Below are 25,335 nucleotides of genomic sequence, written 5' to 3' on the forward strand. Positions count from 1 at the left end.
CATTTATGAGTGCCAGCCTGCAAGGCTCCTTGATGGTGGACATCGCCGGTACCTGGCTGACCGCCGAAGATCGCCAGCTTCTGCGCCAGCCTGAAGTGGCCGGTCTGATCATCTTTGCCCGCAATATCGACTGTCCCCGCCAGGTGCGTGAGCTGACTGCCTCGATCCGCGCCATTCGCCCCGACCTGATCCTGGCAGTGGACCAGGAGGGCGGTCGGGTCCAGCGCCTGCGCCAGGGCTTCGTGCGCCTGCCAGCGATGCGTGCGATCGCCGACAACGACAATGCCGAGTGCCTGGCCGAGCAGTGCGGCTGGTTGATGGCGACCGAAGTGTTGGCGGTAGGCCTGGACCTTAGCTTTGCCCCCGTGCTGGACCTGGACCACCAGCGTAGCGCGGTGGTCGGCAGCAGGGCATTCGAGGGTGATCCTCTGCGCGCAACAGCCCTGGCCGGCGCCTTCATCCGCGGCATGAAGGCGGCGGGCATGGCGGCCTGTGGCAAGCACTTCCCGGGGCATGGCTGGGCCGAGGCCGACTCTCATGTGGCCATTCCGACCGATGAGCGCAGTCTGGAGCAGATTCGCGCGGCTGACCTGGTGCCGTTCGCGCGCCTGGGTGGGCAATTGGCTGCAGTCATGCCGGCCCACGTGATCTACCCGCAGGTCGACAACCAGCCGGCCGGTTTCTCGCGCCGTTGGCTGCAGGACATCCTGCGTGGTGAGCTGGGCTTTGATGGGGTTATTTTCAGTGATGACTTGTCGATGGCCGGGGCTCATGTCGTGGGCGACGCTGCCAGCCGCATCGAGGCGGCACTGACTGCGGGGTGTGACATGGGGCTGGTGTGCAACGACCGTGCAGCGGCTGAACTGGCCCTGAGCGCTGCCCAGCGCCTGAAGGTCAAGCCGTCGCCACGTATCGCGCAAATGCGCGGTCAGGGTTTTGCCCGTACGGACTATCGCCAGCAGCCTCGTTGGCTGGAGGCGCTTGGGGCGCTCAAGGAAGCGCAGTTGGTAGACTGATGCAAGCAATCGCGGGGCAGGCCTACTCCTACCGGGTAGGAGCGGGCCTGCCCCGCGATGTTTTCAGCCTTTGCGAGGCCCCGGCAAAGGCGCAAACAGCGCGTCGATATCTTCCGCCGCCAACCGCCAGTCTCCGGCCTGGCGTCCATCCAGTACCCCGGCCGCCAATGCAGACTTCTCCTGCTGCAGTTGCTGGATCTTCTCTTCCACCGTGCCTCGGGTGATCAGCTTGTAGACGAACACCGGCTTCTCCTGGCCAATGCGATACGCACGGTCCGTGGCCTGGTTCTCGGCGGCCGGGTTCCACCAGGGGTCGTAATGGATCACGGTATCGGCAGCGGTCAGGTTCAGGCCCACGCCGCCGGCCTTGAGGCTGATCAGGAAAATCTGCAACCGGCCATTCTGGAAGTCCTGTACCGGTGCACGGCGGTCACGTGTTTCGCCGGTCAGCAGGGCATAGGCAATGCCACGCTGCTCAAGCTCGGCCTCGATCAGTCGCAACATGCTGGTGAACTGTGAGAACAGCAGCACGCGGCGTCCTTCGGCGAGCAGTTCTTCGAGCATCTCCATCAGGCTGGTGAGCTTGCCCGAATGGGCGCCGCGGGCCGTCGATGCCTCGCTGTTGACCAGGCGCAAGTCGCAACAGACCTGGCGCAGCTTCAGCAGCGCTTCAAGAATGATGATCTGGCTGCGGGCGACACCTTTGCGGGTGATTTCGGCGCGTACTTTCTGATCCATGGCCAGGCGCATGGTCTCGTAGACATCGCGCTGGGCATCACTGAGTTCGACCCAGTGGATCATCTCGGTCTTGGCCGGCAACTCGGTGGCCACCTGCTCCTTGGTGCGGCGCAGCAGGAACGGTTTGATCCGGGCGTTGAGGTGTTGCAGACGCTCGTTGTTACCCTGGCGTTCGATCGGTGTACGGTAGTCGCGGTTGAAGGTCTTGGCGTCACCCAGCCAGCCTGGCAGCAGGAAGTGGAACAGTGACCACAACTCGCCCAGGTGGTTTTCCAGTGGCGTGCCGCTCAGGCACAGACGCTGGCGGGCTTCGAGCTGGCGCGCGGCCTGGGCAGCCTTGCTGCCTGGGCTCTTGATGTATTGGGCTTCGTCGAGAATCAGTACATGCAGCTTCAGGCCCTTGAAGTGCTCCAGATCTTTGGGCAGCAATGCGTAGGTGGTCAGCAGCAGGTCATAGTCTTCCAGCTTGTCGAACTGCTTGCGCCGCCCGAGGCCTTGCAGGGCCAGCACGCGCAGGCCGGGCGCAAAACGCGCCGCTTCGTCCTGCCAGTTGGGAATCAAGCTGGTCGGCATCACCACCATGGCCGGGCGAGTGAGGCGACCGGCGTTCTTCTCGGTCAGCAGGTGTGCCAGGGTCTGCAGGGTTTTGCCCAGGCCCATGTCGTCGGCGAGGATACCACCCACTTCCAGTTCGCGCAGGGCCTGCATCCAGCTCAGGCCTTCCAGCTGATAACTGCGCAGCGTGGCGTTGAGGCCTGCCGGGACCTGTGCCGGCTGGCGGCGGATATCACGCAGGCGTTCGCCCAGGTTGCGCATTTGTTCGCCGCCCTGCCAATTCAGCGGTATGTCTTCCAGGGCGTTGAGTCGGGTGGCGTCAAGCGTTGGCAGGCGCACGCTGGCTTCGCCCGGTTCGCGCAGGTAGAAATCGCCAAGTGTCGCCAATACCGGCTTCAACCGGCCATACGGTAGCGCCACTTGCAAGTTGCGGCGTACCTCACCCTGTGGGGCGGGTATCTGCAGCAGCAGGCTTTCGTCGTCGCGCCGCTTGTTCAGTTGGGCGGGGTTGAGCAGTTCCGGGTGGGCGCGCAGCACGTTCAGCAGGATGGGCAGCAGGCTCAGGCGCTGGCCGTTGACCTCGATACCCACTTCCAGGTCGAACCAGTCGCGTCCGCTGGCCTCGTCGATATGGGCGTACCAGTTGTCGACTTCGGCCAGGTTGAAGGCGAAATCGTCGGTGTATTCGATCTCCCAGCCTTGCTCGCGCAAGCTTGGGACGTCATTGAGCATGAAGCGTAGCCAGGCACCTTCGGTTGCCAGCTCCAGGAGCTCGCCTGCGCTCTCCGGCAGTGCCTTGCTCTGGCGAGTGGCTACTTTGAAGCCCAGGCGCAACAGTTTCAGGCGAATCAGCTTTTCGGCTTCAGCCTGGCGCTGGATGCGCAGGTTGGTATTGCCGTCAAGGCGGGTGACTTCGGTGCCTTGGCGGCCGCTGGCGCGAATGCCGTCATACACAAAGGAAAGTGCAGCGCGATGCTGGTGCTGGCGTTGCATCCTCCCCGATTGCGGCACATAAGCGCTGAACTCGTGGCTGCCCAGAATCAGGTGGGGCGTGGGGGCAATACCGTCGATGATTGTCTCGCTCAATGTTCTAGGGGTGGGGATCTGCCGGTTGAGGGTCTGGATCCGCTGGCTGAAACTGACTACCTGGCTTTCAGGCACCGGCGGCGCCATGGCGAGGGAGGAGGCAATCATTTCATCATAGTCGTGGCTGAGCAGCCCAACCCGGCCTTGTTCGGCTTCAACGTAGTGCAGCGGCTGCAGCGCCAGTACCCGCTTGAGCATTTTGCCCTTGTGGTACCAGCAGCCTCTGTATTGTTCACCCTCGAGTTTTTCCCAGCGAAATTCGCCTGTCAGGGGCGGGCCTGGTTTGAGGGGTTCTTCATCTCCCGGCAGGAACAGGCGCCCGGTGGCAAGGGCATGTTCGAGCAGCTCGGCGCCTTCACTGCCTTCGAGTGGTACGCCGCTCGAAAGCGCGCCAGGGGGTGTTCTGGCGACCACCAGGCGTAAGAATTTGGCATCGTTTTCTTGGGGGGCGGCGTTCTGCCGGAGAATTTCGTGCGGGTATAGGATCGGCCTGAGGTCGGTGAAACGGCCATTCTTGAGACGCTTGCATTTGTACGGTGTGATGGTGGCGTTGCCGCTCGAGTTGAACTCAAGTTCATACATCAAGGTGCGGGCGCTTTGCCCGGCGGGCTTTTCAGCGTCGGGGGCAGCTACCGTCAGGCGCTCCAGCCAGCGCTCGAGCGTAGGGCTCAGTTGCTCTCCCTGCGCTCCCGTTGGCTCTTCGGGCAGATCCATCAGGGAGAACAAGGCTGCTACGCAGTGCTTGCAGTCGAAACCGACTGGGCAGGTGCAGGTGGTGTCGAGCGACGTGTAGTGTTCGCTTCCCTTTACGCGAATGTGCTGGGTGTAGTTGTTATCACCTGAACCGCGACAGGTCGACGTAAGCCTGTGGGGCTCCAGTGATATCACCGTTACCCGGTGCTGATCGGCATACTCGGACCCTCTTTCCAGTGCCCTGGGGTGGAAGGCGAAGGTCCAGTCGCTATCTTCGAGCAGCTGTCGCAGCGTTTTCGGCATCAGGCTACTGCTCCATCATCTCCGGCGCAGGAACGGGTGCACTGACTGGCCGATTGGCGGTCACCTTGAGCAGCAGCGCCAGGTGGCCGCCATCGAGGAAGGTCAATTCGCCGTTCTTTACCGTACTGTTGCTCTGCTTGAGCTGTTCGCTCTGGATCACGCTGCCGTTACTGTCGAACTGGTTGACCCAGAAGCTGGCGTCGACGGCGATGAAGCGATCTTCCGTCACGCTCAGGTTGCCCTCGATGGGAAACTGGCCGAACTGTTCCTCGCCTTCGCTGATGGCCACGGCGCCGGCATCCTGCTGCCAGGCCTTGTGCAGCAGCACGGTGTACTGGCTCGGGTCGGCGGCAAGCTTGGCGGCCTCATCGGTCATCAATGGCTGGCGCATGTCGCCTTCGGCGGGCGCCTGGGCGCCATTGCTCCAGTCTTCGGGGGCAAACTGGCTGGTAATTGCCGGCACGGCGTTCTGCCGCACCAGAATCATTTCGACCTGATAGACGCCTTCAGCGAAGGCCGCCGGAGCGAACAAGGCCAGCAGCAGGGTCAGGCAGCGAATGGCACGCATGGATCTTCCTTCACGCAGATTGTGGGGTCAGGCGCTCGAACAGCGCCTCGAGGTTGTTGAAGCGTTCTTCCGGGCGCTCCATCGGCACCATGAACTTGAACTGGGTGGCGCCTTCGAACTTGTAGCGTTTGGGCTGGCCCTGGATCAACTTGATCAGCACCAGTGGGTCGACCGGAGTCTGGGCTTCGAACTCGATCTTGCCACCGTTGGGGCCGGCATCGACCTTCTTGATGCCGAGCTTTTCGGCCTGCAGCTTGAGCAGGGTCAGGCGCACCAGGTTCTTGGTTGGCTCCGGCAGCAGGCCAAAGCGGTCGATCATCTCCACTTGCAAGTCCTTGAGACCGTCTTCGTCTACCGCCGAGGCGATGCGCTTGTACAGGATCAGTCGCGCATGCACATCCGGCAGGTAGTCCTCGGGAATCAATGCCGGCAGGCGCAGGTTGATTTCCGGGCCGCCGCCCAGGGGCTGGTCGAGGTTGGGCTGGGTGCCCTTGCGGATGGCCTTGACCGCGCGCTCGAGCATTTCCATGTACAGGGTGAACCCCACCGCCTGGATCTGTCCGCTCTGGCCTTCGCCGAGCAGTTCGCCAGCGCCGCGGATTTCCAGGTCGTTGGTGGCCAGCACGAAACCTGCACCCAGGTCCTGGGTGTTGGCGATGGCTTCCAGGCGCTTTTCGGCGTCCGGGGTGATCTGCTGGCGTGGCGGGGTGAGCAGGTAGGCGTAAGCCTGGTGGTGGCTGCGCCCGACCCGGCCGCGCAACTGGTGCAGCTGGGCCAGGCCGAACTTGTCGGCCCGCTCGATGATGATGGTGTTGGCGCTGGGCACGTCGATGCCGGTCTCGATGATGGTCGAAGCGATCAGCACGTTGAAGCGCTTGTGGTAGAAGTCGCTCATCACCTGTTCGAGTTCGCGTTCGCGCATTTGCCCGTGGCCGATACCGATACGTGCCTCCGGCACCAGTTCGGCGAGGTCGGCGGCGCATTTCTCGATGCTCTTCACATCGTTGTGCAGGTAGTAGACCTGGCCACCGCGCAGCAGCTCACGCAGCAGCGCTTCCTTGACCGTGCTCTTGTTCTGCTCCATCACGAAGGTGCGCACCGACAGGCGCCGCGCTGGCGGGGTGGCGATGATCGACAGGTCGCGCATGCCGGCCACAGCCATGTTCAAGGTGCGCGGAATCGGCGTCGCGGTGAGGGTGAGAATGTCGACCTCGCTGCGCAAAGCCTTGAGCTGTTCTTTCTGGCGCACACCGAAGCGGTGTTCCTCGTCGATGATCACCAGGCCCAGGTCCTTGATCTTGACGTCATCCTGCAACAGCTTGTGGGTGCCGATGACGATGTCGATCTTGCCTTCGGCGAGGTCGGCGACTGCGGCAGCGACTTCCTTGGGCGACTTGAAGCGGCTCATCACTTCGACGGTCACCGGCCAGTCGGCGAAACGGTCACGAAAGCTGTTGTAGTGCTGCTGGGCGAGCAGGGTGGTGGGGACCAGGATGGCCACCTGGCGACCGCCGTGGACGGCGATGAAGGCAGCGCGCATGGCGACTTCGGTCTTGCCGAAGCCGACGTCGCCACAGACCAGGCGGTCCATGGGCTTGGCTGCCAGCATGTCGTCGCGAACGGCTTCGATGGCGCTTTGTTGGTCCGGTGTTTCTTCGAACGGGAAGCCGGCGCTGAAGGTGGCATAGTCGGCCGACGGATCGGCGAAGGCATAGCCTTTGCGCGCTGCGCGACGGGCATAGATGTCGAGCAGTTCGGCGGCGACGTCGCGCACTTGTTCGGCAGCCTTGCGCTTGGCTTTCTGCCAGGCCTCCGAGCCCAGGCGATGCAGCGGTGCCAGGGCGTCGTCGCTGCCGGTGTAGCGGGCGATCAGGTGCAGGTTGGCCACCGGCACGTAAAGCTTGGCGCCCTCGGCATATTCCAGGGTGAGGAATTCGGCGGCCTGGTTGTCGATCTCCAGGGTCGCCAGGCCCAGGTAGCGGCCCACGCCATGGTCGATATGCACCACCGGCGCGCCTTCGCGCAATTCGGTGAGGTTCTTGATGACTGCATCGTTGTTGCCGTCGCTGCGTTTCTCCCGGCGCCGGCGTTGCATCACCCGCTGGCCGAACAGCGGGCTCTCGGCGACCAGGGCGATCGCTGGCGCGTCCAGCAGCAGGCCTTCATCCAGCGGCGCGATGGTGATCGCCAGGCGCTCCTTGCCGGCAACGAAGGCGCTCCAGCTGTCGACCGTCTGCGGGCGCAGCTTCAGGCGTTCAAGCAGCTCGAGCAGCACTTCGCGGCGGCCCGCCGATTCGGCGGTGAACAGCACGCGCCCTGGGAACTGGTCGAGGAAGTTCGACAGTGCTGCCAGTGGCTGGTTGGCCTTGGCTTCGATGGCAAGGTTCGGCAATGCCTGGGCCGGGAAGCGCTCACGGCCAGCGCCACGGTCCAGGTCATCCTGGCTGACCACTACACGCGGCCAATTCTTCAGTCGGGCAAAGCAGTCTTCCACCGGCAGGAACAGCTCGGCTGGCGGCAGCAGCGGGCGCGCAGGGTCGATGCGACGCTCCTCGTAGCGATTGCGCACATCGCTCCAGAAGTGCTCGGCAGCCTGTTCCACGCCCGGCAGCGAGAACACCTGGGTGTCCTGGGGCAGGTAGTCGAACAGGGTTGAAGTCTCTTCGAAGAACAGCGGCAGGTAATACTCGATACCCGCCGGGGTGATGCCGCTGGAGAGGTCCTGGAAGATCGGGCTGCGGCGGAAGTCGACGTCGAAGCGCTCGCGAAAGCGCGCCTTGAACTGGGTCACGGCGTCTTTTTGCAGCGGGAACTCGCGGGCCGGCAGCAGGCGTACGGAGTCGACCTTGTCGATCGAGCGCTGGGTCTCCGGGTCGAAGGTGCGCAGGGTTTCGATCTCGTCGTCGAACAGGTCGATCCGGTAAGGCAACTTGCTGCCCATGGGGAAGAGGTCGATCAGCGCGCCGCGTACGGCGAACTCACCGTGTTCGTAGACGGTATCGACGCAGCGGTAGCCGCTGGCTTCCAGGCGCAGGCGCATCTGTTCGACATCGAGCTTCTGGCCGATGTCCAGCACCAGGCTGCTGCCGAGCAAAAAGCGCGTGGGCGCCAGGCGGTGCAGGGCGGTGGTGATCGGCACCACGAGAATGCCGTGGTCAAGCTCCGGCAGCCGGTACAGGCTGGAGATGCGCTGGGAGATGATGTCCTGGTGCGGCGAGAACAGGTCGTAGGGCAGGGTTTCCCAATCGGGGAAAGGCAGCACCGGCAGTTCGGGCGCGAAAAAGCGCAGCTCCTGCTCGAGCCGGTCAGCACTCTGGCTGTCGGCGGTCAGTAGCAGGGTGAAGCGCTTGGCGGCGCTGGCCGCCTCGGCGATGGCCAGGCTCAGGGCGGCGCCCGGCAGGTTGCCCCAGGTTTGTTTGCCGGCAGTGGCCGGCAGGTGCGGTAGACGCAGAACAGGCACGGGAGGTCGAGCTCCAAGCGTTGCGACAAAGACGCCAATTGTACCGGGCGCAGGCCCGTGCTGTCAGGTTTGCGCAGGCTAAATCCATGCAGTGAAGCATCAGCGACAGGCGCTCATTGCTCGATGGGCTGCGGGGCGTCATAATGTAGCCCCTTTTTTCTGTCCCTACATGTGGAAGGTTCCCGTGACTCAGAAGCCCGACCAGTGTCTTGGTGAGTGGATTGATCGTGAAGCACTTGCAGAAGCGATGATCCCGCTTATCGGTCAGCTCTACCGCAATAACAATGTGGTGAGCTCGATCTATGGCCGCAGCCTGATCAACCGTTCGGTGATCTCGATCCTCAAAGCGCACCGCTTTGCCCGTCATCGCCAAACAGACGAAACCGAACTCTCTGTCCACGAGACATTCCCGCTGCTCAAGGCGATGAGCGAGCTGAAACTGGGCGCCGCTTCGGTCGACCTGGGCAAGCTGGCCAACAAGTTCAAGCTCGAAGGCAACGGCCGTAGCGCCGAGCAGTTCGTACGCGAAGAAATGGCTGACGTGGTTGGTCAGCAGAATGCTTCGGCGCGCAAAGGCACCGACGTTGTCCTGTACGGCTTCGGTCGTATCGGCCGTCTGCTGGCGCGCATCCTGATCGAAAAAACCGGTGGTGGCGACGGTCTGCGCCTGCGTGCCATCGTCGTGCGCAAAGGCGCCGAGAACGATCTGGTAAAGCGTGCAAGTCTGCTGCGTCGTGACTCGGTTCACGGCCCGTTCGATGGCACTATCACCATTGACGAAGAAAACAACACCATCACCGCCAACGGCAACCTGATCCAGGTTATCTACGCGAAGAGCCCGTCCGAAGTCGACTACACCCAGTACGGCATCGAGAACGCGCTGATCGTCGACAACACCGGTGTATGGCGTGACGCCGACGGCCTGGGCCAGCACCTGGCCTGCCCGGGCGCTGGCCGCGTGATCCTCACCGCACCTGGCAAGGGCGCGCTGAAAAACATCGTGCACGGCATCAACCACGCCGAAATCACCGCTGACGACAAGATCATCTCGGCGGCATCCTGCACCACCAACGCCATCGTGCCGGTGCTCAAGGCTGTCAACGACAAGTTCGGCATCGTCAATGGCCACGTCGAAACCGTTCACTCGTTCACCAACGACCAGAACCTGATCGACAACTTCCACAAGGGCAGCCGTCGTGGCCGCGCCGCGCCGCTGAACATGGTTATCACCGAAACCGGTGCTGCCACTGCAGCCGCCAAGGCACTGCCAGTGCTCAAGGGCAAGCTGACCGGTAACGCCATTCGTGTTCCAACGCCGAACGTGTCGATGGCCATCCTGAACCTGAACCTGGAAAAAGCCACCAACCGCGAAGAAATCAACGAGTACCTGCGCCAGATGGCCATGCACTCGGATCTGCACAAGCAGATCGATTACGTCAGCTCCCAGGAAGTGGTTTCCACCGACTTCGTCGGTTCGCGCCACGCTGGTGTGGTCGATGCCGAAGCCACCATCTGTAACGATAACCGTGTTGTCCTGTACGTCTGGTACGACAACGAGTTCGGTTACAGCTGCCAGGTTGTGCGCGTGATGGAAGACATGGCCGGTGTAAACCCGCCAGCTTTCCCACGCTAAGCTTCACGGCGTGATCAAAAAACGGGAACCTCTGGGTTCCCGTTTTTTTTTCGCCCATGATCCAGGAGGACGAATGCGCAGAGGGGTGTTGATCAGTGTGATGCTGGTCCTTGCGGCGTGCTCGCCGACGGCGTCGCTGGAGCGCGTCAGCGGGCCGACCATGGGCAGCAGCTATACCGTGCAATATGTGCGTACGGCGGATGGGCCGACACCTCAGCAGGTCCGGCGTGAAGTGGAGCAGGTGCTCGAAGGGGTCGATCAGCGGTTTTCCACCTACCGTCGCGACTCGATGATCGAAGCCTTCAATCGCCTGCCTGCCAATAGCTGCCAGTGGATGCCGGCCGATGTGCTGGAGCTGGTTGCGGTCGGCGAGCAGCTGTCGCAACAAAGCGAGGGTGCGTTCGACCTGACGGTGGAACCGCTGCTTGACCTGTGGGGCTTCGGGCCGCAATCGAGAACAGAAGCAGTCCCCGGCGTCCAGGCGTTGGCTGATGTACGTCAGCGTGTCGGGCATGGGCATTTGCGCATAGTGGGCGAGCAGTTGTGCAAGGATGAAGTCGTGCAGGTGGACTTCAACAGCCTGGCCGCCGGGCATGCCGTCGACGTCCTGGTGGCGCGACTCGAAGGGCTGGGCATCGCGAATTTACTGGTCGAAGTCACCGGTGAGCTCAAGGCGCTGGGGCGCAAGCCTGATGGCAGCGCCTGGAACATTGCCCTGGAATTACCGCGCGACGATCGCCAGATTGCTCGCCAGGTGGTGCCGGTGGATGGTTTTGGCGTGTCTACCTCCGGTGACTATCGCAACTATTTCGAGGAGAATGGCCAGCGCTATTCACATACCTTCGATGCGCGGATGGGCAAACCGGTCAGGCATGACCTGGCGGCGGTGACTGTATTCGACCGCTCGACGCTCATGGCCGATGGTTACTCGACGCTGTTGTTGATTCTCGGGCCGGAGCAGGGGTGGGATTTTGCCCTCGAGCACCAGCTCGCCGCCGTGTTCGTGACCCGTGTTGCCGATGGCTTCGTGTCCCGCGCAACCCCGGCATTCGAGCACGTATTGCTCAAAGATTGAAAGAACCCTGTAGGAGCGGGCTTGCCCCGCGATGAAATACATGTAGTGCAGAGAAAATTAGCCTACGACGCGACCAAGGGTTAATGTGCGCGGCGTTCAAGCTTGATTAGACTGCACCCGAATTTTTTCATGGCGCCCCTGGCGACATGATCTAGCCCCGCTCGCCAATGTGGCGAACGGGCCTGTTCTGAAGGAGTACGCATGGCTGTCTACAACTACGACGTAGTGGTGCTGGGTTCCGGCCCCGCAGGAGAAGGGGCGGCAATGAATGCTGCCAAAGCAGGACGCAAGGTGGCGATGGTCGATAGCCGTCGTCAGGTCGGCGGTAACTGCACCCACCTGGGCACCATCCCGTCCAAGGCCCTGCGTCACTCGGTCCGCCAGATCATGCAGTTCAACACCAACCCGATGTTCCGGGCCATTGGTGAGCCGCGCTGGTTCTCGTTCCCCGACGTGCTCAAGAGCGCCGAGAAAGTCATCTCCAAGCAGGTGGCCTCGCGCACCGGCTACTATGCCCGCAACCGCGTCGATGTGTTCTTCGGCACCGGCAGCTTCGCCGACGAGCAAACCATCGAAGTCGTCTGCGCCAATGGCGTAGTGGAAAAGCTGGTGGCCAAGCACATCATCATCGCCACCGGTTCACGCCCGTATCGCCCGGCCGACATCGATTTCCACCACCCGCGGATCTACGATAGCGACACCATCCTCAGCCTCGGCCACACTCCACGCAAACTGATTGTCTACGGCGCCGGTGTCATCGGCTGCGAATACGCCTCGATTTTCAGTGGCCTGGGTGTTCTGGTGGAGCTGGTCGACAACCGCAGCCAGTTGCTGAGCTTCCTCGACTCGGAAATTTCCCAGGCGTTGAGCTACCACTTCAGCAACAACAACATCACGGTTCGCCACAACGAAGAGTACGAACGTGTCGAAGGCCTGGACAACGGTGTGATCCTGCACCTCAAGTCCGGCAAGAAGATCAAGGCCGACGCCTTGCTCTGGTGCAACGGTCGTACCGGCAACACCGACAAGTTGGGCCTGGAAAACATCGGTATCAAGGTCAACAGCCGTGGCCAGATCGAGGTCGACGAGAACTATCGCACCCACGTGCCGAACATCTACGGTGCCGGTGACGTGATCGGCTGGCCAAGCCTGGCCAGTGCCGCCCACGACCAGGGCCGCTCGGCCGCTGGCAGCATCGTCGACAACGGTAGCTGGCGCTTCGTCAACGATGTACCGACCGGTATCTACACCATTCCGGAGATCAGCTCGATCGGCAAGAACGAGCAGGAGCTGACCCAGGCCAAGGTGCCTTACGAAGTAGGCAAAGCCTTCTTCAAGGGCATGGCGCGAGCGCAGATTGCCGGCGAGCCGCAAGGCATGCTGAAGATTCTGTTCCACCGCGAGACCCTGGAAATCCTCGGCGTGCATTGCTTTGGCTACCAGGCTTCGGAGATTGTCCACATCGGACAGGCGATCATGGATCAGCCGGGTGAGAGCAATACCCTGAAGTATTTCGTCAACACCACCTTCAACTACCCGACCATGGCCGAAGCCTATCGGGTGGCGGCCTACGACGGCCTCAACCGGCTTTTTTGAGCGGCTCCGGCCGGTGGCCTGAGCCGGCCGGGGAGACCGATTTCAGCGATTCTCGAGAGTGGCGCTGGCCAAACCGGGAAAGTCTGTAATCAGGCTGTCTACGCCGAAGTCGGCGAGCCTGCGCATCAGCGCCGGCTCGTTGACTGTCCACACCGACACGTGCAACCCCTGGCGCTGGGCCTTCATCAGGCGTTCCGGGGTGCACAGTGTCCAGTTCAATGCCAGCAGATTGCAGCCATAGTTCTGGGCGACCTTCAGTGGGTCGAGCCAGGCCCTTTCGGCTACCAGCCCCCGCGAGATATCCGGGGTCAGCTCCTGAGCAGCACCGAGGACTTCCCGTGAGCTGGAGGTAATGGTGATCTTGTCGAGCAAGCCGAACTGCAGGGCCATTTCACGAATGGCCAGTACGGTGGTGACGGCGCGCGTGCGCGAGGCGCTCTTGACCTCAAGCTGCCAATGCTCGAAGTCGCACTTTTCAAACAACTCTTCAAGGCGCGGGATGGGGCAGGGCGATACCCATTCAGGGCAGCCTTTGCGGGCGTCGTAAGTCACAAGCTCCGCTGCCGTGTGCTCGACCACCTTGCCGTTACGGCCGGTGGTGCGCTTGAGGGTCGTGTCGTGAATCACCATCAGCTCGTTGTCGGCCGACAGGTGCAGGTCCAGTTCGCAGCGACGCACGCCGTGCCCAAGGCACTGCTGGAAGCTGGTCAGGGTGTTTTCAGGGGCTTCGCCCTTGGCGCCGCGGTGGCCGTAAATCTGGGTCACGTTTGTTCCTTCAAGAAAGAGTGAAACTCAGGAAGCGCTCGGGTTGGATTGTTCCAGCGCCTGGCGACGTTGTTGCGCCTGCCGTTGCAGGATGTAGCGGGCCAGCAACTGGCGTTGGGCGTCGGTCATATCGATGAACTCGCTGCCTATCTCGTGCTGGCCGTCGGCCTGTGGGTCGCAATGGGTGATCCTGGCGCGCAGCAGCAGTCCCAGGGCCTGGGGCATCAGTACCATCTTCACGGCAATCCGGCTGCCAGCGGCAATGGGTTGGGCCTGGGTGAACTCGATACCGCCTTCCGACAACACGACAGGTTGCGGTGCATTGAGCTGGCCGAGCAGGGTCTGGGCAACCACGGCGCTGAGCAGGTCGATGCGTTTGTTCTGAGCCTTGAGGAACGCCGCCAGGGTACGATCCTTTTCGCTGAGCTGGCGCAGCAGGTGCTGGGATTCGAACTCGCTCAGGTGCAGTTCGCTGAGCAGGTTGAACAGTGGGGAATCATCTTGCAACAAGTCTGTCCCAAGGGCTTCAGCGCCACTCAGTGGGCTAATTTCCAGTGCGATCCGGTCCTCGATACGGTAGTATTCGCGGCGATCTTCTTCATCTAGTGTCGACATGGCGAACCCATGGTAGCGGCGGTGGTCTGAGTGTAAAGCTGCTATTCAAGCCCCGCCACAAGGACGTTCCTCTTTCACCCGAACAAGCCCCGACATGTTCAGACCTCTCTTCGTATTCATTGGTACGCGCTACACCCGTGCCAAGCGTCGCAACCACTTCGTCTCGTTCATTTCCCTGACCTCGATGATCGGCCTCGCCCTGGGCGTGGTAGTGATGATCGTGGTGTTGTCGGTGATGAATGGCTTCGATCATGAAATGCGCACCCGGGTGTTGGGCATGGTGCCCCATGCCACCCTGGAAACCGGCCAGCCGCTCAACAACTGGCCTGCCCTTGCCGATCAAGTAAAGCAGAACCCACGGGTGGTGGCTGTCGCGCCCTTTACCCAGATGCAAGGCTTGCTCACCCATGAGGGCAAGGTGCAGAAGGTGCTGCTCAATGGCATCGACCCTGCCCAGGAACGGCAGGTGTCGATCATCGACAACTTTATCCGCGAGGGTAAGCTCGATGACCTGGCCCCGGGCGACTTCGGCATCATGATCGGTGACAAGGCGGCGGCCAAGCTGGGCGTCGGCATCGGCGACAAGCTGACCTTCGTCGCACCCGAGGTCACCGTCACCCCGGCCGGCATGTTCCCGCGCATGAAACGCTTTACTGTGGTGGGCATCTTTCATGTGGGGGCCGGTGAAATCGACGGCTACCTGGGGCTGACCAACCTTTCGGATCTTTCGCGCCTGCACCGCTGGAAGGCGGACCAGGTACAGGGCCTGCGCCTGAAGTTCGATGACCTGTTCCAGGCCCCGCGCGTTGCCTGGGATATCGCCCAGAAGCTGGGAGAGCAAGAGTTCTATGCCCGTGACTGGACCCGCACCCACGGCAACCTGTACCAGGCTATCCGCATGGAGAAGGCCATGATCGGCCTGCTGTTGCTGCTGATCGTTGCCGTGGCGGCGTTCAACATCATTTCCACCCTGGTCATGGTGGTCAACGACAAGAAGGGCGACATCGCCATCCTGCGCACCCTTGGCTCGACCCCCGGGCAGATCATGGCGATCTTCATGGTCCAGGGTACGGTGATCGGCGTGGTCGGCACCCTGATCGGTGCGCTGGTCGGCATCTTCGCCGCGCTCAATGTGAGCGCCGCGATTGCCGGCATCGAAACCCTGATCGGCCACAAGTTTCTCAATGCCGACGTCTATTTCATCGACTACCTGCCGTCCCAGGTCATGGCCGAGGATGTATGGATGGTGTGCGGTGCGGCATTGGTCCTGAGTTTCCTCGCCACCTTGTATCCGGCCTGGCGTGCGGCACGCACCCAGCCTGCGGAGGCGCTACGTTATGAGTGAGTTGGGCATGAGTGATAAAGCAGTGCTGAGTTGCCGCAACCTGGGCAAGTCCTACGAGGAAGGCCCGGAGTCGGTACAGGTGTTGTCCGGTTTGCAACTGGAGCTGCACCCCGGCGAGCGGGTTGCCATCGTTGGCAGTTCGGGCTCGGGTAAAAGTACCTTGCTCAACCTGCTCGGCGGCCTCGATACGCCAACCCAGGGCAGCGTCTGGCTGGCCGGTGAAGAGCTGTCGGCACTTAATGAGCGTGCCCGTGGCTTATTGCGCAACCGCGCGCTGGGTTTCGTCTACCAGTTCCATCACCTGTTGCCGGAGTTCACCGCGCTCGAAAACGTGTGCATGCCACTGCTGATCGGGCGCACCGCCATTCCTGAGGCTCGTGAGCGTGCTGAAGCGCTGCTCAAGCGCGTGGGCCTGGGGCATCGCCTGACGCACAAGCCGGCCGAGCTGTCCGGTGGCGAGCGTCAGCGCGTGGCGATCGCCCGTGCGCTGGTGAACCGCCCAGGCCTGGTGATGCTCGATGAGCCCACCGGCAACCTCGACCATCACACCGCCCAGGGTATCCAGGACCTCATGCAGGAACTGAGCAGCGCCTCGCAAACGGCCTTCCTGGTCGTGACCCACGACCTCAACCTGGCGCGCCAGATGGACCGTGTGCTGCGCCTCGAAGATGGGCACCTGGTGCCGATCTGATCTGGGCGTGTTGAGTGCCCGCCACCTGCGGCGGGCACCTTGATTCTTTTCTTTACCTGGGTGCTTCCGTTCATGTTCAGACCCTTGTCTATCTTCATCGGCGCGCGCTACACCCGCGCCAAGCGCCGCAACCATTTCATCTCGTTCATCTCCATGACCTCGATGATCGGCCTGTCCCTGGGTGTGCTGGCGATGATCGTGGTGTTGTCGGTGATGAACGGCTTCCAGCGTGAAATGAGCTCGCGGATCCTGGGCATGGTGCCTCATGCCAGCATTCTGGGAGTCCAGCCGCTGGATGACTGGCGGCCAGCAGCCGAGGCGGCGCTGAAGAACCCGCAAGTAATGGCTGCAGCACCGCTGACCGAAATGGAAGGCATGCTCTCGTACAAAGGGGCGATGCAGCCGATTCAGGTCAGCGGTATCGATCCGGCCGAAGAGGGCAAGGTTTCGATCGTCGGCCAGCACATCGTCCAGGGGCGTCTGCAGAACCTCGAACCAGGTGAGTACGGGGTGGTGATCGGTGAGATCACCGCCCGGCGCTTTCGCCTGAACGTCGGTGACAAGCTGACCCTGATCGTCCCGGAAGTGAGCAGCGCACCCGGCGGTATCACTCCGCGCATGCAACGCCTGAACGTGGTGGGTGTGTTCAAGGTGGGGGCCGAACTGGATGGCTCCATGGCCTACATCCACCTGGCCGATGCCGCGCAGATGCAGCGCTGGCAGCCGGGCCAGGTGCAGGGCGTGCGGATCAAGCTCAAGGACCTGTACAGCGCGCCGCAGGTATCCAGGGCCATTGCTGCCGGGCTGGGCGACCAATACCGCGCCGATGACTGGTCGCACACCCAGGGCAGCCTGTTCAGTGCCATGAAAATGGAAAAGACCATGATCGGCCTGTTGCTGCTGATGATCATCGCCGTGGCGGCGTTCAACATCATTGCCACGCTGATCATGGTGGTCAACGACAAGGGTGCGGACATCGCCATCCTGCGTACCATCGGCGCGACACCGGCGCAGATAATGGGCACCTTCATGGTCCAGGGGACCTTGATCGGTATTGTCGGCACCTTGATCGGTGGCGTGCTCGGGGTAATCGCCGCGCTCAATGTCAGTCAGATCGTCGGCTGGCTGGAGCGCGTCAGTGGCCAGCACATCTTCACCTCCGATGTGTACTTCATCAGCAGTCTGCCGTCGGAGCTGCAGTGGGGCGATGTGGCGTTGATCTGCAGCGCGGGGTTGGTAATGAGCTTCCTGGCGACGCTGTATCCGGCGTGGCGCGCATCGCAGGTAGAGCCGGCGTACGCCTTGCGTTACGACTGATACCTGTAGGAGCCGGGCTTGCCCGCGATGCGATCGTTCGGTCGCATCGCGGGGCAAGCTCGCTCCTACCCGGCCATTGGCAATTCAATCACAAACCGCGTCCACCCACCGTTTGATTCCCCCCGAATCGCTCCACCATGGGCCTGCACGATCGATCGGGTAATCGCCAGCCCCAGCCCCGCATGCTCGCTGCTGCCTTCCCGTCGCGCCGGATCGGCCCGATAAAACCGGTCAAACAAGCGCGGCAACAGGGCCGGGTCAATCGGCTCGCCAGTGTTGGCCACCAGCAGGCGCACTTGCTTGCCTTCCACCTCGATAATGACGCGGATCTCACCGGTAGCGGGCGTGAAGCGCAAGGCATTGTCCAGCAGATTCGACAGGGCCCGGCGCAGCATATTCTGGTCGCCTTCAAGGCTCGCTCTACCCACCCGCGTCAGTGTCACGCCAGCATCTTCGGCCAGGGGCGCGTAGTACTCGATGAGTGCGTCTGCTTCCGCTGCCAGGTCCAGCCGTTGGCGGCTGGGCATCAACAAGCCATGGTCGGCCTTGGCCAGGTAGAGCATGTCGTTGACCAGCTGTGCCATCCACTGCAGCTCCTCAAGGTTGCTGTGCAGGGCTTCACGGTACTCGTCCAGGTCGCGGGGGCGGGTGAGGGTGACTTGGGTGTGGGTCAACAGGTTGGACAGCGGGGTGCGCAGTTCATGGGCAATGTCGGCGGAGAACGCCGACAGACGCTGGAAGGCGTTGTCCAGGCGTTCGAGCATGGCGTTGACGGTTTGCGCCAGCTCCTCCAGTTCGAGCGGCATCTGCCCCTCGGGCAGCCGGGTGGTCAGCGAGCGCGCCGATACCTTGGAGGCCACTTCGCCCATTTGCCGCAGCGGACGCAAGCCACTGCGCGCCGCCCAGGCGCCGAGCAGTGCCGTGGCCAGGGCCGAGAGACCGACCGTCAGCCAGATCAACTGCTGCATGCGCTGAAGAAAGTGCTGGTGGTGAGTGATGTCCAGAAACAGCGTGAGTTGGGCGGACGCTGGATCGCCGCTGTCGAGGTTAACGCACAAGCTTCGGTAATCGCTGCTGGTGCTGTGCAGGGTGCTCAGGCCCGGCATCCGGGGTGAGTCCGGCAGGCCTGCCAGGCTGTCGAACAGGACCTGGCCATCCGTGCCGCGAATACGCACCGCCAGGTCCGCCTGATGGCTCAGCTCCGATTGCAGGTCGCCCAGGCGCGGGGCAAGGCTGGCGGCATCGTGAACACCATCGAGCATCTGGCGCAGCACCGACAGCCGGCTGTTCAGCAGTTGCTGGTCGAGCTCGATGAAATGGATTTCACTGGCGCGACTGAACAGCACGCCAGCGGTGAGTGACACCGCTGCCGTACACGCAGCGAACAGCAGCGCCAGGCGACTGCCCAGGGACAATCGACGCATCAGGCCGCCCGCTCTTCAAGTACATAGCCCATGCCGCGCACAGTATGGATCAGCTTGTGTTCGTGGTTGTCGTCGATTTTCAGGCGCAAGCGGCGGATGGCCACTTCGATGACGTTGGTGTCGCTGTCAAAGTTCATGTCCCAGACCTGCGAGGCGATCAGTGACTTTGGCAGCACTTCGCCCTGGCGTCGCAACAGCAGTTCGAGCAGGGCGAATTCCTTGGCGGTCAGGTCGATGCGTTGACCGGCACGTTCCACCCTGCGGCGAATCAGATCCAGGCGCAGGTCGCCCAGGCCCAAGCTGGTTTCCTGGGTCGGGTTGCTGCCGCGGCGCAGCAGGCTGCGTACCCGTGCCAACAGCTCGGAGAACGCAAAGGGTTTGACCAGATAGTCGTCAGCGCCCAGCTCCAGGCCGTGTACGCGGTCTTCCACGGCATCGCGAGCGGTGAGAAACAGCACCGGAATCTCCAGGCCGGCGGCGCGTACGGCCTGCAGGATCTGCCAGCCATCGCGGCCGGGCAGCATCACATCGAGGATCAGCAGATCGTAGTCGCCCGTCAGGGCCAGGTGCTGGCCGGTGTTGCCGTCGGCGGCAAGTTCGGTAGCAAAGCCTGCTTCACTGAGGCCCTGGCAAAGGTACTGGCCGGTTTTGGTCTGGTCTTCGACGATCAGCAGTTTCATCAGGTGGCTCTTGGACGTGGGTTGCCGGGTGGTTATACCGCGCCGGGCGCTGTGGATGGCCAAGCTGACAAAGTTGTAATCTTTTTGTCAGGTAGCTGCCAGCGCCGGTTTTCTACAGTGAAGCCTGATTCGTCGCAACCCTGGAGTGAGCCTTTGATGAAACACGTTATTTTTGCCGGTGCCTTGGCGCTGTTCAGCCTTCCAGCACTGGCGTCACCGGCGCATTCCTTTGCCTTTGGTGCGCCAGCACCCGCTGCCAAAGCCGACCGCACCGTGGAAGTCGTCATGGGCGACATGTATTACGAACCGCGCAGCCTGCAGGTCAAGGCCGGCGAAACGGTGCGCTTCGTGCTGGTCAACAAGGGCGCGGTAATACATGAGTTCAGCCTGGGCGATGCGGTCATGCATGCCAAGCACCAGAAAGAAATGATCGCCATGCAAGGTCAGATGGACCACGCCGCCATGGGCCACGGCAACATGCAGCAGGGTCAACGCATGAAGCATGACGACCCCAACACCGTGATGGTCGAGCCTGGCAAGCGTGGCGAGCTGACCTGGACCTTCAGCGAGTCCACCCCCATCGAGTTTGCCTGCAACGTGCCGGGACACTACCAGGCAGGCATGGTCGGCAGGCTGACCATCGGCCAATAACAGCTCGATCCCAATGCATGGCACAAACCCTATAAACTAGGGGCATTTTCGTCCTTCAGGTTTGAGCCATGCATCCCGCCGCCGAACATTCCCCGCTGGGTAAATCCAGCGAATACATCGCCACTTACACACCCTCGCTGCTGTTCCCGATCCCTCGCGCCGCGAAATGGGCCGAACTGGGTGTCACTGCCCAGACCTTGCCTTGGCAGGGTGTGGATTTCTGGAACTGTTTCGAGCTGTCCTGGCTGCTGCCTTCGGGCAAGCCGGTGGTGGCAATCGGCGAGTTCGCCATTCCCGCCGATTCGCCGAACATCATCGAATCCAAGTCATTCAAGCTGTACCTGAACTCGCTGAACCAAACAGCATTCGAGTCGTACGATGCGCTGCAGGCCTGCCTTGAAAAGGACCTGTCCGCTGCTGCCGGCAAGCCGGTCAAGGTGCAAATCCGCAGCCTGGCCGAAGTCGAAGGGCAGGGCGTGGTTGCCTTGCCAGGTGTGTGTATCGATGACCTGGATGTCAGCATCAGCAACTACGAACAGCCTCAACCTGAACTGCTGCGCAGCGACAGCAGTCGTATTGTCGAAGAAACCTTGCACAGCCACTTGCTCAAATCCAACTGCCCGGTCACCGGCCAGCCGGACTGGGGCAGTGTTACCGTGCATTACCGCGGTGCGGCGCTGGATCATGCCAGCCTGCTGACCTATCTGATCAGCTTCCGCCAGCACGCAGACTTCCATGAGCAGTGTGTCGAGCGTATCTACCTGGACCTCAAGCGTTTGCTCAACCCCGAGTTCCTGACCGTATACGCCCGTTATGTGCGCCGCGGCGGCTTGGACATCAACCCCTACCGCAGCACTGAGGCGGTGACGCTGCCGAACCTGCGCCTGGTTCGCCAGTAACGAAAAAGCCCCGTCCAATGACGGGGCTTTTTATTGCTGACGGGGGTTCAGATACCCATGCTTTGCAGGCTCTGAACGATATTGCGCAAGGTGGCGGTCAGGCCGGGGTGATCGACTTCAAAGCGCTCCACGGCCAGGTTGACGCCATCGACCAGGTTGTTGTCCGGGGTAACGGCTTCCAATTCGATCTTGGCCTCGATCTGCTGCATCAACTCATGCAGGTGGACGCGCTCCTCTTCCGAGAGCGGCGGGTTTTGCTCCAGTTGCTCGCGCAGGGCGTTGAGTTGCTCTTGCAGTTCGCGGGCAGGCATGGGTGATCTCCCTCTATGGATAGGCACATTCATGGACCCCGCCGACGGGCGAAAGGTCCATGCCTTGTCCTACAGAGTAATCCACCGGCGAGCGCTTTGCATGACCCGGATCAAGGGCCCTGCGTCAGGGCTTTTCGCCTTTGAGCCGACGCTGGGCAATATCGGCCAGGCAGTCGCCGAGCGATTCGAGGTGGTCGATTACCGAATGCACGCCCAGTGCAAACAGTTGCAGGGTGGCCTTGCCACGCTTGCGTTCCTGCTCCTGGGGGCTGAGTGCCTGCCACTGCTGGTTGTCGACGCCACAGAGCGAGCTGCAGGTGGCAATGCCGATGGTCCACAGGCCGGCATTGAGCCCCGATTGCAGCAAGCGCGGCTCGCCACTGACCAGCACGCAGCCATCCAGCGTGCGGGTCTTGAGCTTCATCAGTGCCTGCCAGCACGCATCCGGTGCCGGCCATGGCGCAGGCGTGTGGTGCTGGGCCTTGATCCAGTCAGGCAGTGAGCTGGCGATGTGCTCGGCGTCGGCGTCGCTCAATTCGTCCAGCCAGGCGCAGGGCACCCGCTGCTGTTTCAGCCAGTCGAGGGTGTGCAGGGCGCCGGGGGTGGGTTGCGGGAAGTTCGAAGGCTTGCTCACGTCGACGAGGCAGTCGCGCAGACCAAACAGCAAAGCGGTGAAGGCGGGGGAGTCTGGCATGGAAACGTCCCTGAAATAGCCTGCAGGCTACGCGGGGGTTGTTACGCTCTGGTTACATTGCCAAGAAACAGATGTTCACAATTTCATGACCTCCTTTGTGTCAGGCTGGTTATCACTGAAAGACCCTTTATACTTGTTTCCTTTTAAACGCCAGGTGCTTGACGCTTGGTGCTGTGACTGTCGAGGAGTAACTCTATGCGTAGGATCGGTACTGATGTGATCGATCGGATGGCGCGGGCCTGTGTCTGTGCAAGCCTGCTGCTGGCGTCGGTCGGCGCGGCCCAGGCGGCCACCGAGGAAGATCCCTGGGAGAGCATCAACCGCCCGATCTTCAGGTTCAACGACACGGTCGACACCTATGCGCTCAAGCCGCTGGCCAAAGGTTACCAGGCAGTTACCCCGCAGTTCCTTGAAGACGGCATCCACAATATGTTCCGCAACCTGGGGGACGTGACCAACCTTGCCAACAACGTCCTGCAGCTCAAGCCGCATGCTGCCGGTGTCGACACGGCACGCCTGATCGTCAACACCACCTTCGGCCTGGCCGGCTTCTTCGACGTCGGTACCAAGATGGGCCTGCAGCGCAACGATGAAGACTTCGGCCAGACGCTGGGCTACTGGGGCGTGGGCAGCGGCCCGTACGTGATGCTGCCACTGCTTGGCCCAAGCACCGTGCGTGACGCCGTTGCGAAGTACCCGGACACCTACACCGAACCCTACCGCTATATCGACCACGTACCGACCCGCAACACAGCACTCGCCGTGGATGTAGTCGACACCCGCGCCAGCCTGCTGTCGGCAGAAAAGATGATCAGCGGCGACAAGTACGTGTTCATCCGCAACGCTTACCTGCAGAATCGCGAGTTCAAAGTCAAAGATGGCGAAGTCGTCGACGACTTTTAAGGCGTGCGAGCTTGAAAAAAAGGCGACCCCAGGGTCGCCTTTTTTGTGCATGCGGATTCAGATCAGTCTGATAATGCGCAGGCCGAGCTTTTGTTGGCCCCGGGGCTGGTCGGCGATCCACACCACTTCGGTGCTGGCCTGAAGGCCCGTGAGCGCAGGATGCTCGGAGTCGATATGCACCTCGAGGTTGTCGCCCACCTTGAACTGACGAGGCGACTGAATCTGCATGCCGCTGCTGGAAAGGTCCAGGCAGATGGCTGCAACGACCTGTCCCGCATGGATGAGGCTCACGCCCGCATCTACCTGCATTCGTATGAAGTCGCGTTTCTCGCTGTAGTCCGTAGGCGTTGAGGTCATACCTGCATCCTTCCATTGCGTCGCGGTTCGAAGGGTTTTTATAACTCCCGGCTCTTTAGCCTGTAAAGAGCAGCGGCGGGCATCGGCGTACCCTTGAAACGCCCGGCGGATGGGAGTACCGTCTGCGCCTTACAGGGCACCTCTGCTAGTTGCCGGACAGCCTGTCTTGTCCTACAACTCATAGAAGAGTGGCTAGAAGCGAATCCAGTATGCGTGCTCAAGCCTTGTCGAGCGCGCCTACGCCAACCTAATTCTGGCGCCGTTTGCCCACATGCAGAAAACCAGTGCAACGCTGCTGATAATCGATGACGACGACGTCGTACGTGCGAGTCTCGCCGCCTACCTTGAAGACAGTGGTTTCAGTGTCCTGCAAGCGAGTAATGGCCAGCAGGGCCTCCAGGTCTTCGAACAGCACCAGCCCGATCTTGTGATCTGCGATCTGCGCATGCCGCAAATGGGCGGTCTGGAGCTGATTCGCCAGGTGACCGAGCGTGCCCCCGAGTTGCCGGTGATCGTGGTCTCTGGCGCCGGGGTCATGAACGACGCGGTCGAGGCGTTGCGCCTGGGCGCCGCCGATTACCTGATCAAGCCCCTGGAAGACCTTGCGGTACTGGAGCATTCGGTACGCCGTGCGCTGGATCGAGCTCACCTGGTGCTGGAAAACCAGCGTTACCGGGAAAAACTCGAGACCGCCAACCGCGAACTGGAAGCCAGCTTGCATTTACTGCAAGAAGACCAGACGGCCGGGCGCCAGGTGCAGATGAACATGCTGCCGGAAAGCCCCTGGGTCGCCGACGAACTGTCGTTCGAGCACCAGATTATTCCGTCGCTGTACCTGTCGGGTGACTTTGCCGACTATTTTCGGGTCGATGAGCGCCGCATCGCTTTCTACCTGGCAGACGTTTCCGGGCACGGGGCGTCGTCGGCATTCGTGACGGTGCTGTTGAAGTTCATGACGACCCGGCTGTTGTTCGAATTCAAGCGCAGCGCGGCCCTGCGTGACTTCAAGCCGTCGGAAGTCCTCGGGCATATCAACCGCGGCCTGATCAACTGCAAGTTGGGCAAGCACGTAACGATGGTCGGTGGTGTAATCGACGAAGACACTGGCATCATGACCTACAGCATTGGCGGCCACTTGCCGCTGCCCGTGCTCTATACCCCGGGCCAGAGCCGTTATCTGGAAGGCCGCGGTTTGCCGGTCGGATTGTTCGAAGAGGCAACTTACCAGGATCACGTCCTGGAGTTGCCACCGCAGTTCAGCCTGACACTGCTCTCTGATGGCATTCTGGACCTTTTGCCTGGGGAAACACTCAAAGATAAAGAAGCGGCCCTGCCTGAAATCATCAAGGCCGCAGGAGGCAGCCTGGATGGGCTGCGCCAACGATTCGGATTGGCTACGCTTGGGGAGATGCCGGATGATATCGCCCTATTGGTGTTGAGCAGGAACCTTCAATGAGTACGGGTAGAATCCAGTTCGCCGAGCAGAGCGGCACCTTTGTGCTGAAGTTCGTCGGTGAAGTGCGCCTGACCTTGTGTTCGGCGCTGGATGCGACGATTGAAAAGATCTTCACGGCGCTGAATTTCTCGGCGATCGTCATCGATCTGACCGAAACCGAAAGCATCGACAGCACCACCCTGGGTTTGCTGGCCAAACTCTCGATCCTGTCGCGGCAGAAGGTCGGGCTGCTGCCTACCGTGGTGACCACCAACCCGGACATCTCGCGGTTGCTGCAGTCGATGGGCTTCGACCAGGTGTTCAACATCGTCGATCGGCCGATCCCGTGCCCGGAGTGCCTGACCGACCTGCCTTCCCAGGACCAGAGCGAAGATATCGTGCGCTCCAAGGTGCTTGAGGCCCACAAGATCCTCATGGGCCTGAACGACTCCAATCGTGAAGCCTTTCATGACCTGGTCAACGCCCTCGAGCGGACCTGACCCGTACAACAGGCGCCTCATGGCG

Annotated in this window: 22 protein-coding genes; 12 read left to right on the plus strand and 10 right to left on the minus strand. The window is 61.7% G+C overall.

Features of this window, described 5'->3' with window-relative positions:
* Positions 1 to 17: 17 nt before the first annotated feature.
* On the plus strand, positions 18 to 1,016 hold the full coding sequence (nagZ, locus tag ABVN19_RS04575) for a beta-N-acetylhexosaminidase (protein WP_177431076.1): 999 nt from the start codon (positions 18 to 20) through the stop codon (positions 1,014 to 1,016).
* 63 nt (positions 1,017 to 1,079) lie between these two features.
* On the opposite strand, the gene ABVN19_RS04580 is transcribed toward nagZ, so the two are convergent.
* The 3 genes from ABVN19_RS04580 to mfd are packed head-to-tail and all read right to left on the minus strand — an operon-like array spanning position 1,080 to position 8,419.
* Positions 1,080 to 4,391, minus strand: coding sequence for a DEAD/DEAH box helicase (locus ABVN19_RS04580; protein WP_105642306.1), 3,312 nt, complete (start codon positions 4,389 to 4,391; stop codon positions 1,080 to 1,082).
* A 4-nt stretch (positions 4,392 to 4,395) separates the two neighbouring features.
* Complete coding sequence (locus tag ABVN19_RS04585) at positions 4,396 to 4,959, minus strand: CsiV family protein (RefSeq protein ID WP_028945931.1); 564 nt, start codon at positions 4,957 to 4,959, stop codon at positions 4,396 to 4,398.
* A gap of 10 nt (positions 4,960 to 4,969) precedes the next feature.
* Positions 4,970 to 8,419, minus strand: a complete 3,450-nt coding sequence (gene mfd, locus ABVN19_RS04590) for a transcription-repair coupling factor (protein ID WP_028945932.1) — start codon at positions 8,417 to 8,419, stop codon at positions 4,970 to 4,972.
* Positions 8,420 to 8,588: 169 nt separating this feature from the next.
* On the opposite strand from mfd, the gene ABVN19_RS04595 reads away from it, so the two are divergent.
* The 3 genes from ABVN19_RS04595 to sthA all read left to right on the plus strand — a co-directional run bounded on the left by ABVN19_RS04595 (position 8,589) and on the right by sthA (position 12,723).
* Complete coding sequence (locus ABVN19_RS04595; RefSeq protein ID WP_036990390.1) at positions 8,589 to 10,052, plus strand: glyceraldehyde-3-phosphate dehydrogenase; 1,464 nt, start codon at positions 8,589 to 8,591, stop codon at positions 10,050 to 10,052.
* A 73-nt stretch (positions 10,053 to 10,125) separates the two neighbouring features.
* The gene (locus ABVN19_RS04600; protein WP_105642305.1) at positions 10,126 to 11,127 is read left to right on the plus strand and encodes an FAD:protein FMN transferase; all 1,002 of its coding nucleotides are present in this window, start codon (positions 10,126 to 10,128) and stop codon (positions 11,125 to 11,127) included.
* Positions 11,128 to 11,328: 201 nt separating this feature from the next.
* Positions 11,329 to 12,723, plus strand: coding sequence for a Si-specific NAD(P)(+) transhydrogenase (gene sthA / locus ABVN19_RS04605; protein ID WP_028945935.1), 1,395 nt, complete (start codon positions 11,329 to 11,331; stop codon positions 12,721 to 12,723).
* A 42-nt stretch (positions 12,724 to 12,765) separates the two neighbouring features.
* On the opposite strand, the gene ABVN19_RS04610 is transcribed toward sthA, so the two are convergent.
* Together ABVN19_RS04610 and ABVN19_RS04615 are read right to left on the minus strand one after the other, a co-directional pair.
* The gene (locus ABVN19_RS04610; RefSeq protein WP_028945936.1) at positions 12,766 to 13,488 is read right to left on the minus strand and encodes a glycerophosphodiester phosphodiesterase; all 723 of its coding nucleotides are present in this window, start codon (positions 13,486 to 13,488) and stop codon (positions 12,766 to 12,768) included.
* 27 nt (positions 13,489 to 13,515) lie between these two features.
* On the minus strand, positions 13,516 to 14,103 hold the full coding sequence (locus ABVN19_RS04615; RefSeq protein WP_105642304.1) for a PilZ domain-containing protein: 588 nt from the start codon (positions 14,101 to 14,103) through the stop codon (positions 13,516 to 13,518).
* 94 nt (positions 14,104 to 14,197) lie between these two features.
* Here ABVN19_RS04615 and ABVN19_RS04620 point away from each other — a divergent pair, with 94 nt between their 5' ends.
* The 3 genes from ABVN19_RS04620 (at position 14,198) to ABVN19_RS04630 (ending at position 17,456) form a co-directional block, all read left to right on the plus strand.
* Positions 14,198 to 15,448 (plus strand): lipoprotein-releasing ABC transporter permease subunit, encoded by a 1,251-nt coding sequence (locus tag ABVN19_RS04620; protein ID WP_028945938.1) that lies wholly within the window; start codon positions 14,198 to 14,200, stop codon positions 15,446 to 15,448.
* Positions 15,449 to 15,455: 7 nt separating this feature from the next.
* Positions 15,456 to 16,139 (plus strand): lipoprotein-releasing ABC transporter ATP-binding protein LolD, encoded by a 684-nt coding sequence (lolD, locus tag ABVN19_RS04625; RefSeq protein WP_177431073.1) that lies wholly within the window; start codon positions 15,456 to 15,458, stop codon positions 16,137 to 16,139.
* Positions 16,140 to 16,211: 72 nt separating this feature from the next.
* Entirely contained in the window at positions 16,212 to 17,456 is a 1,245-nt protein-coding gene (locus ABVN19_RS04630) for a lipoprotein-releasing ABC transporter permease subunit (RefSeq protein WP_028945940.1), read from the plus strand.
* 65 nt (positions 17,457 to 17,521) lie between these two features.
* Here the strand turns inward: ABVN19_RS04630 and ABVN19_RS04635 are convergent, their stop codons facing one another.
* Both ABVN19_RS04635 and ABVN19_RS04640 read right to left on the minus strand, forming a co-directional pair.
* The gene (locus tag ABVN19_RS04635; RefSeq protein ID WP_105642303.1) at positions 17,522 to 18,883 is read right to left on the minus strand and encodes a heavy metal sensor histidine kinase; all 1,362 of its coding nucleotides are present in this window, start codon (positions 18,881 to 18,883) and stop codon (positions 17,522 to 17,524) included.
* Positions 18,880 to 19,560: a heavy metal response regulator transcription factor gene (locus ABVN19_RS04640; RefSeq protein WP_028945942.1), complete on the minus strand. Its 681-nt coding sequence runs from the start codon at positions 19,558 to 19,560 to the stop codon at positions 18,880 to 18,882. Before ABVN19_RS04640 ends, ABVN19_RS04635 begins: the two co-directional genes overlap by 4 nt.
* A gap of 156 nt (positions 19,561 to 19,716) precedes the next feature.
* On the opposite strand from ABVN19_RS04640, the gene ABVN19_RS04645 reads away from it, so the two are divergent.
* Positions 19,717 to 20,211, plus strand: a complete 495-nt coding sequence (locus tag ABVN19_RS04645; RefSeq protein ID WP_028945943.1) for a cupredoxin family protein — start codon at positions 19,717 to 19,719, stop codon at positions 20,209 to 20,211.
* 68 nt (positions 20,212 to 20,279) lie between these two features.
* Positions 20,280 to 21,110 carry an NADPH-dependent 7-cyano-7-deazaguanine reductase QueF gene (gene queF / locus ABVN19_RS04650; protein WP_105642302.1) on the plus strand — a complete coding sequence of 277 codons (831 nt, stop codon included), beginning with the start codon at positions 20,280 to 20,282 and terminating at the stop codon, positions 21,108 to 21,110.
* Positions 21,111 to 21,157: 47 nt separating this feature from the next.
* On the opposite strand, the gene ABVN19_RS04655 is transcribed toward queF, so the two are convergent.
* Both ABVN19_RS04655 and ABVN19_RS04660 read right to left on the minus strand, forming a co-directional pair.
* The gene (locus tag ABVN19_RS04655) at positions 21,158 to 21,421 is read right to left on the minus strand and encodes a DUF4404 family protein (protein ID WP_028945945.1); all 264 of its coding nucleotides are present in this window, start codon (positions 21,419 to 21,421) and stop codon (positions 21,158 to 21,160) included.
* A 124-nt stretch (positions 21,422 to 21,545) separates the two neighbouring features.
* Positions 21,546 to 22,115, minus strand: a complete 570-nt coding sequence (locus tag ABVN19_RS04660; protein ID WP_028945946.1) for a hypothetical protein — start codon at positions 22,113 to 22,115, stop codon at positions 21,546 to 21,548.
* Between the two features lie 195 nt (positions 22,116 to 22,310).
* On the opposite strand from ABVN19_RS04660, the gene ABVN19_RS04665 reads away from it, so the two are divergent.
* Positions 22,311 to 23,018: a VacJ family lipoprotein gene (locus ABVN19_RS04665; protein ID WP_028945947.1), complete on the plus strand. Its 708-nt coding sequence runs from the start codon at positions 22,311 to 22,313 to the stop codon at positions 23,016 to 23,018.
* 57 nt (positions 23,019 to 23,075) lie between these two features.
* Here the strand turns inward: ABVN19_RS04665 and ABVN19_RS04670 are convergent, their stop codons facing one another.
* Positions 23,076 to 23,375, minus strand: coding sequence for a PilZ domain-containing protein (locus ABVN19_RS04670; protein WP_028945948.1), 300 nt, complete (start codon positions 23,373 to 23,375; stop codon positions 23,076 to 23,078).
* A gap of 271 nt (positions 23,376 to 23,646) precedes the next feature.
* Between ABVN19_RS04670 and rssB the strand changes: the two genes are divergently transcribed.
* Positions 23,647 to 24,831 (plus strand): two-component system response regulator RssB, encoded by a 1,185-nt coding sequence (rssB, locus tag ABVN19_RS04675; protein ID WP_028945949.1) that lies wholly within the window; start codon positions 23,647 to 23,649, stop codon positions 24,829 to 24,831.
* Positions 24,828 to 25,310, plus strand: a complete 483-nt coding sequence (gene rssC / locus ABVN19_RS04680; protein ID WP_028945950.1) for an anti-sigma factor antagonist RssC — start codon at positions 24,828 to 24,830, stop codon at positions 25,308 to 25,310. Before rssB ends, rssC begins: the two co-directional genes overlap by 4 nt.
* The last annotated feature ends 25 nt before the right edge of the window (positions 25,311 to 25,335 follow it).

The organism is Pseudomonas vranovensis (assembly GCF_040438935.1).
GTDB lineage: Bacteria > Pseudomonadota > Gammaproteobacteria > Pseudomonadales > Pseudomonadaceae > Aquipseudomonas > Aquipseudomonas vranovensis.

Bases quoted from the DNA above. Each gene is read 5' to 3' on its own strand.
- ABVN19_RS04580 (WP_105642306.1), bottom strand. From the start codon at position 4,391: ATGCCGAAAACGCTGCGACAGCTGCTCGAAGATAGCGACTGGACCTTC.
- ABVN19_RS04585 (WP_028945931.1), bottom strand. From the start codon at position 4,959: ATGCGTGCCATTCGCTGCCTGACCCTGCTGCTGGCCTTGTTCGCTCCG.
- ABVN19_RS04595 (WP_036990390.1), top strand. From the start codon at position 8,589: ATGTGGAAGGTTCCCGTGACTCAGAAGCCCGACCAGTGTCTTGGTGAG.
- ABVN19_RS04600 (WP_105642305.1), top strand. From the start codon at position 10,126: ATGCGCAGAGGGGTGTTGATCAGTGTGATGCTGGTCCTTGCGGCGTGC.
- sthA (WP_028945935.1), top strand. From the start codon at position 11,329: ATGGCTGTCTACAACTACGACGTAGTGGTGCTGGGTTCCGGCCCCGCA.
- ABVN19_RS04615 (WP_105642304.1), bottom strand. From the start codon at position 14,103: ATGTCGACACTAGATGAAGAAGATCGCCGCGAATACTACCGTATCGAG.
- ABVN19_RS04620 (WP_028945938.1), top strand. From the start codon at position 14,198: ATGTTCAGACCTCTCTTCGTATTCATTGGTACGCGCTACACCCGTGCC.
- lolD (WP_177431073.1), top strand. From the start codon at position 15,456: ATGAGTGATAAAGCAGTGCTGAGTTGCCGCAACCTGGGCAAGTCCTAC.
- ABVN19_RS04630 (WP_028945940.1), top strand. From the start codon at position 16,212: ATGTTCAGACCCTTGTCTATCTTCATCGGCGCGCGCTACACCCGCGCC.
- ABVN19_RS04640 (WP_028945942.1), bottom strand. From the start codon at position 19,560: ATGAAACTGCTGATCGTCGAAGACCAGACCAAAACCGGCCAGTACCTT.
- ABVN19_RS04645 (WP_028945943.1), top strand. From the start codon at position 19,717: ATGAAACACGTTATTTTTGCCGGTGCCTTGGCGCTGTTCAGCCTTCCA.
- queF (WP_105642302.1), top strand. From the start codon at position 20,280: ATGCATCCCGCCGCCGAACATTCCCCGCTGGGTAAATCCAGCGAATAC.
- ABVN19_RS04655 (WP_028945945.1), bottom strand. From the start codon at position 21,421: ATGCCTGCCCGCGAACTGCAAGAGCAACTCAACGCCCTGCGCGAGCAA.
- ABVN19_RS04660 (WP_028945946.1), bottom strand. From the start codon at position 22,115: ATGCCAGACTCCCCCGCCTTCACCGCTTTGCTGTTTGGTCTGCGCGAC.
- ABVN19_RS04665 (WP_028945947.1), top strand. From the start codon at position 22,311: ATGCGTAGGATCGGTACTGATGTGATCGATCGGATGGCGCGGGCCTGT.
- ABVN19_RS04670 (WP_028945948.1), bottom strand. From the start codon at position 23,375: ATGACCTCAACGCCTACGGACTACAGCGAGAAACGCGACTTCATACGA.
- rssB (WP_028945949.1), top strand. From the start codon at position 23,647: ATGCAGAAAACCAGTGCAACGCTGCTGATAATCGATGACGACGACGTC.
- rssC (WP_028945950.1), top strand. From the start codon at position 24,828: ATGAGTACGGGTAGAATCCAGTTCGCCGAGCAGAGCGGCACCTTTGTG.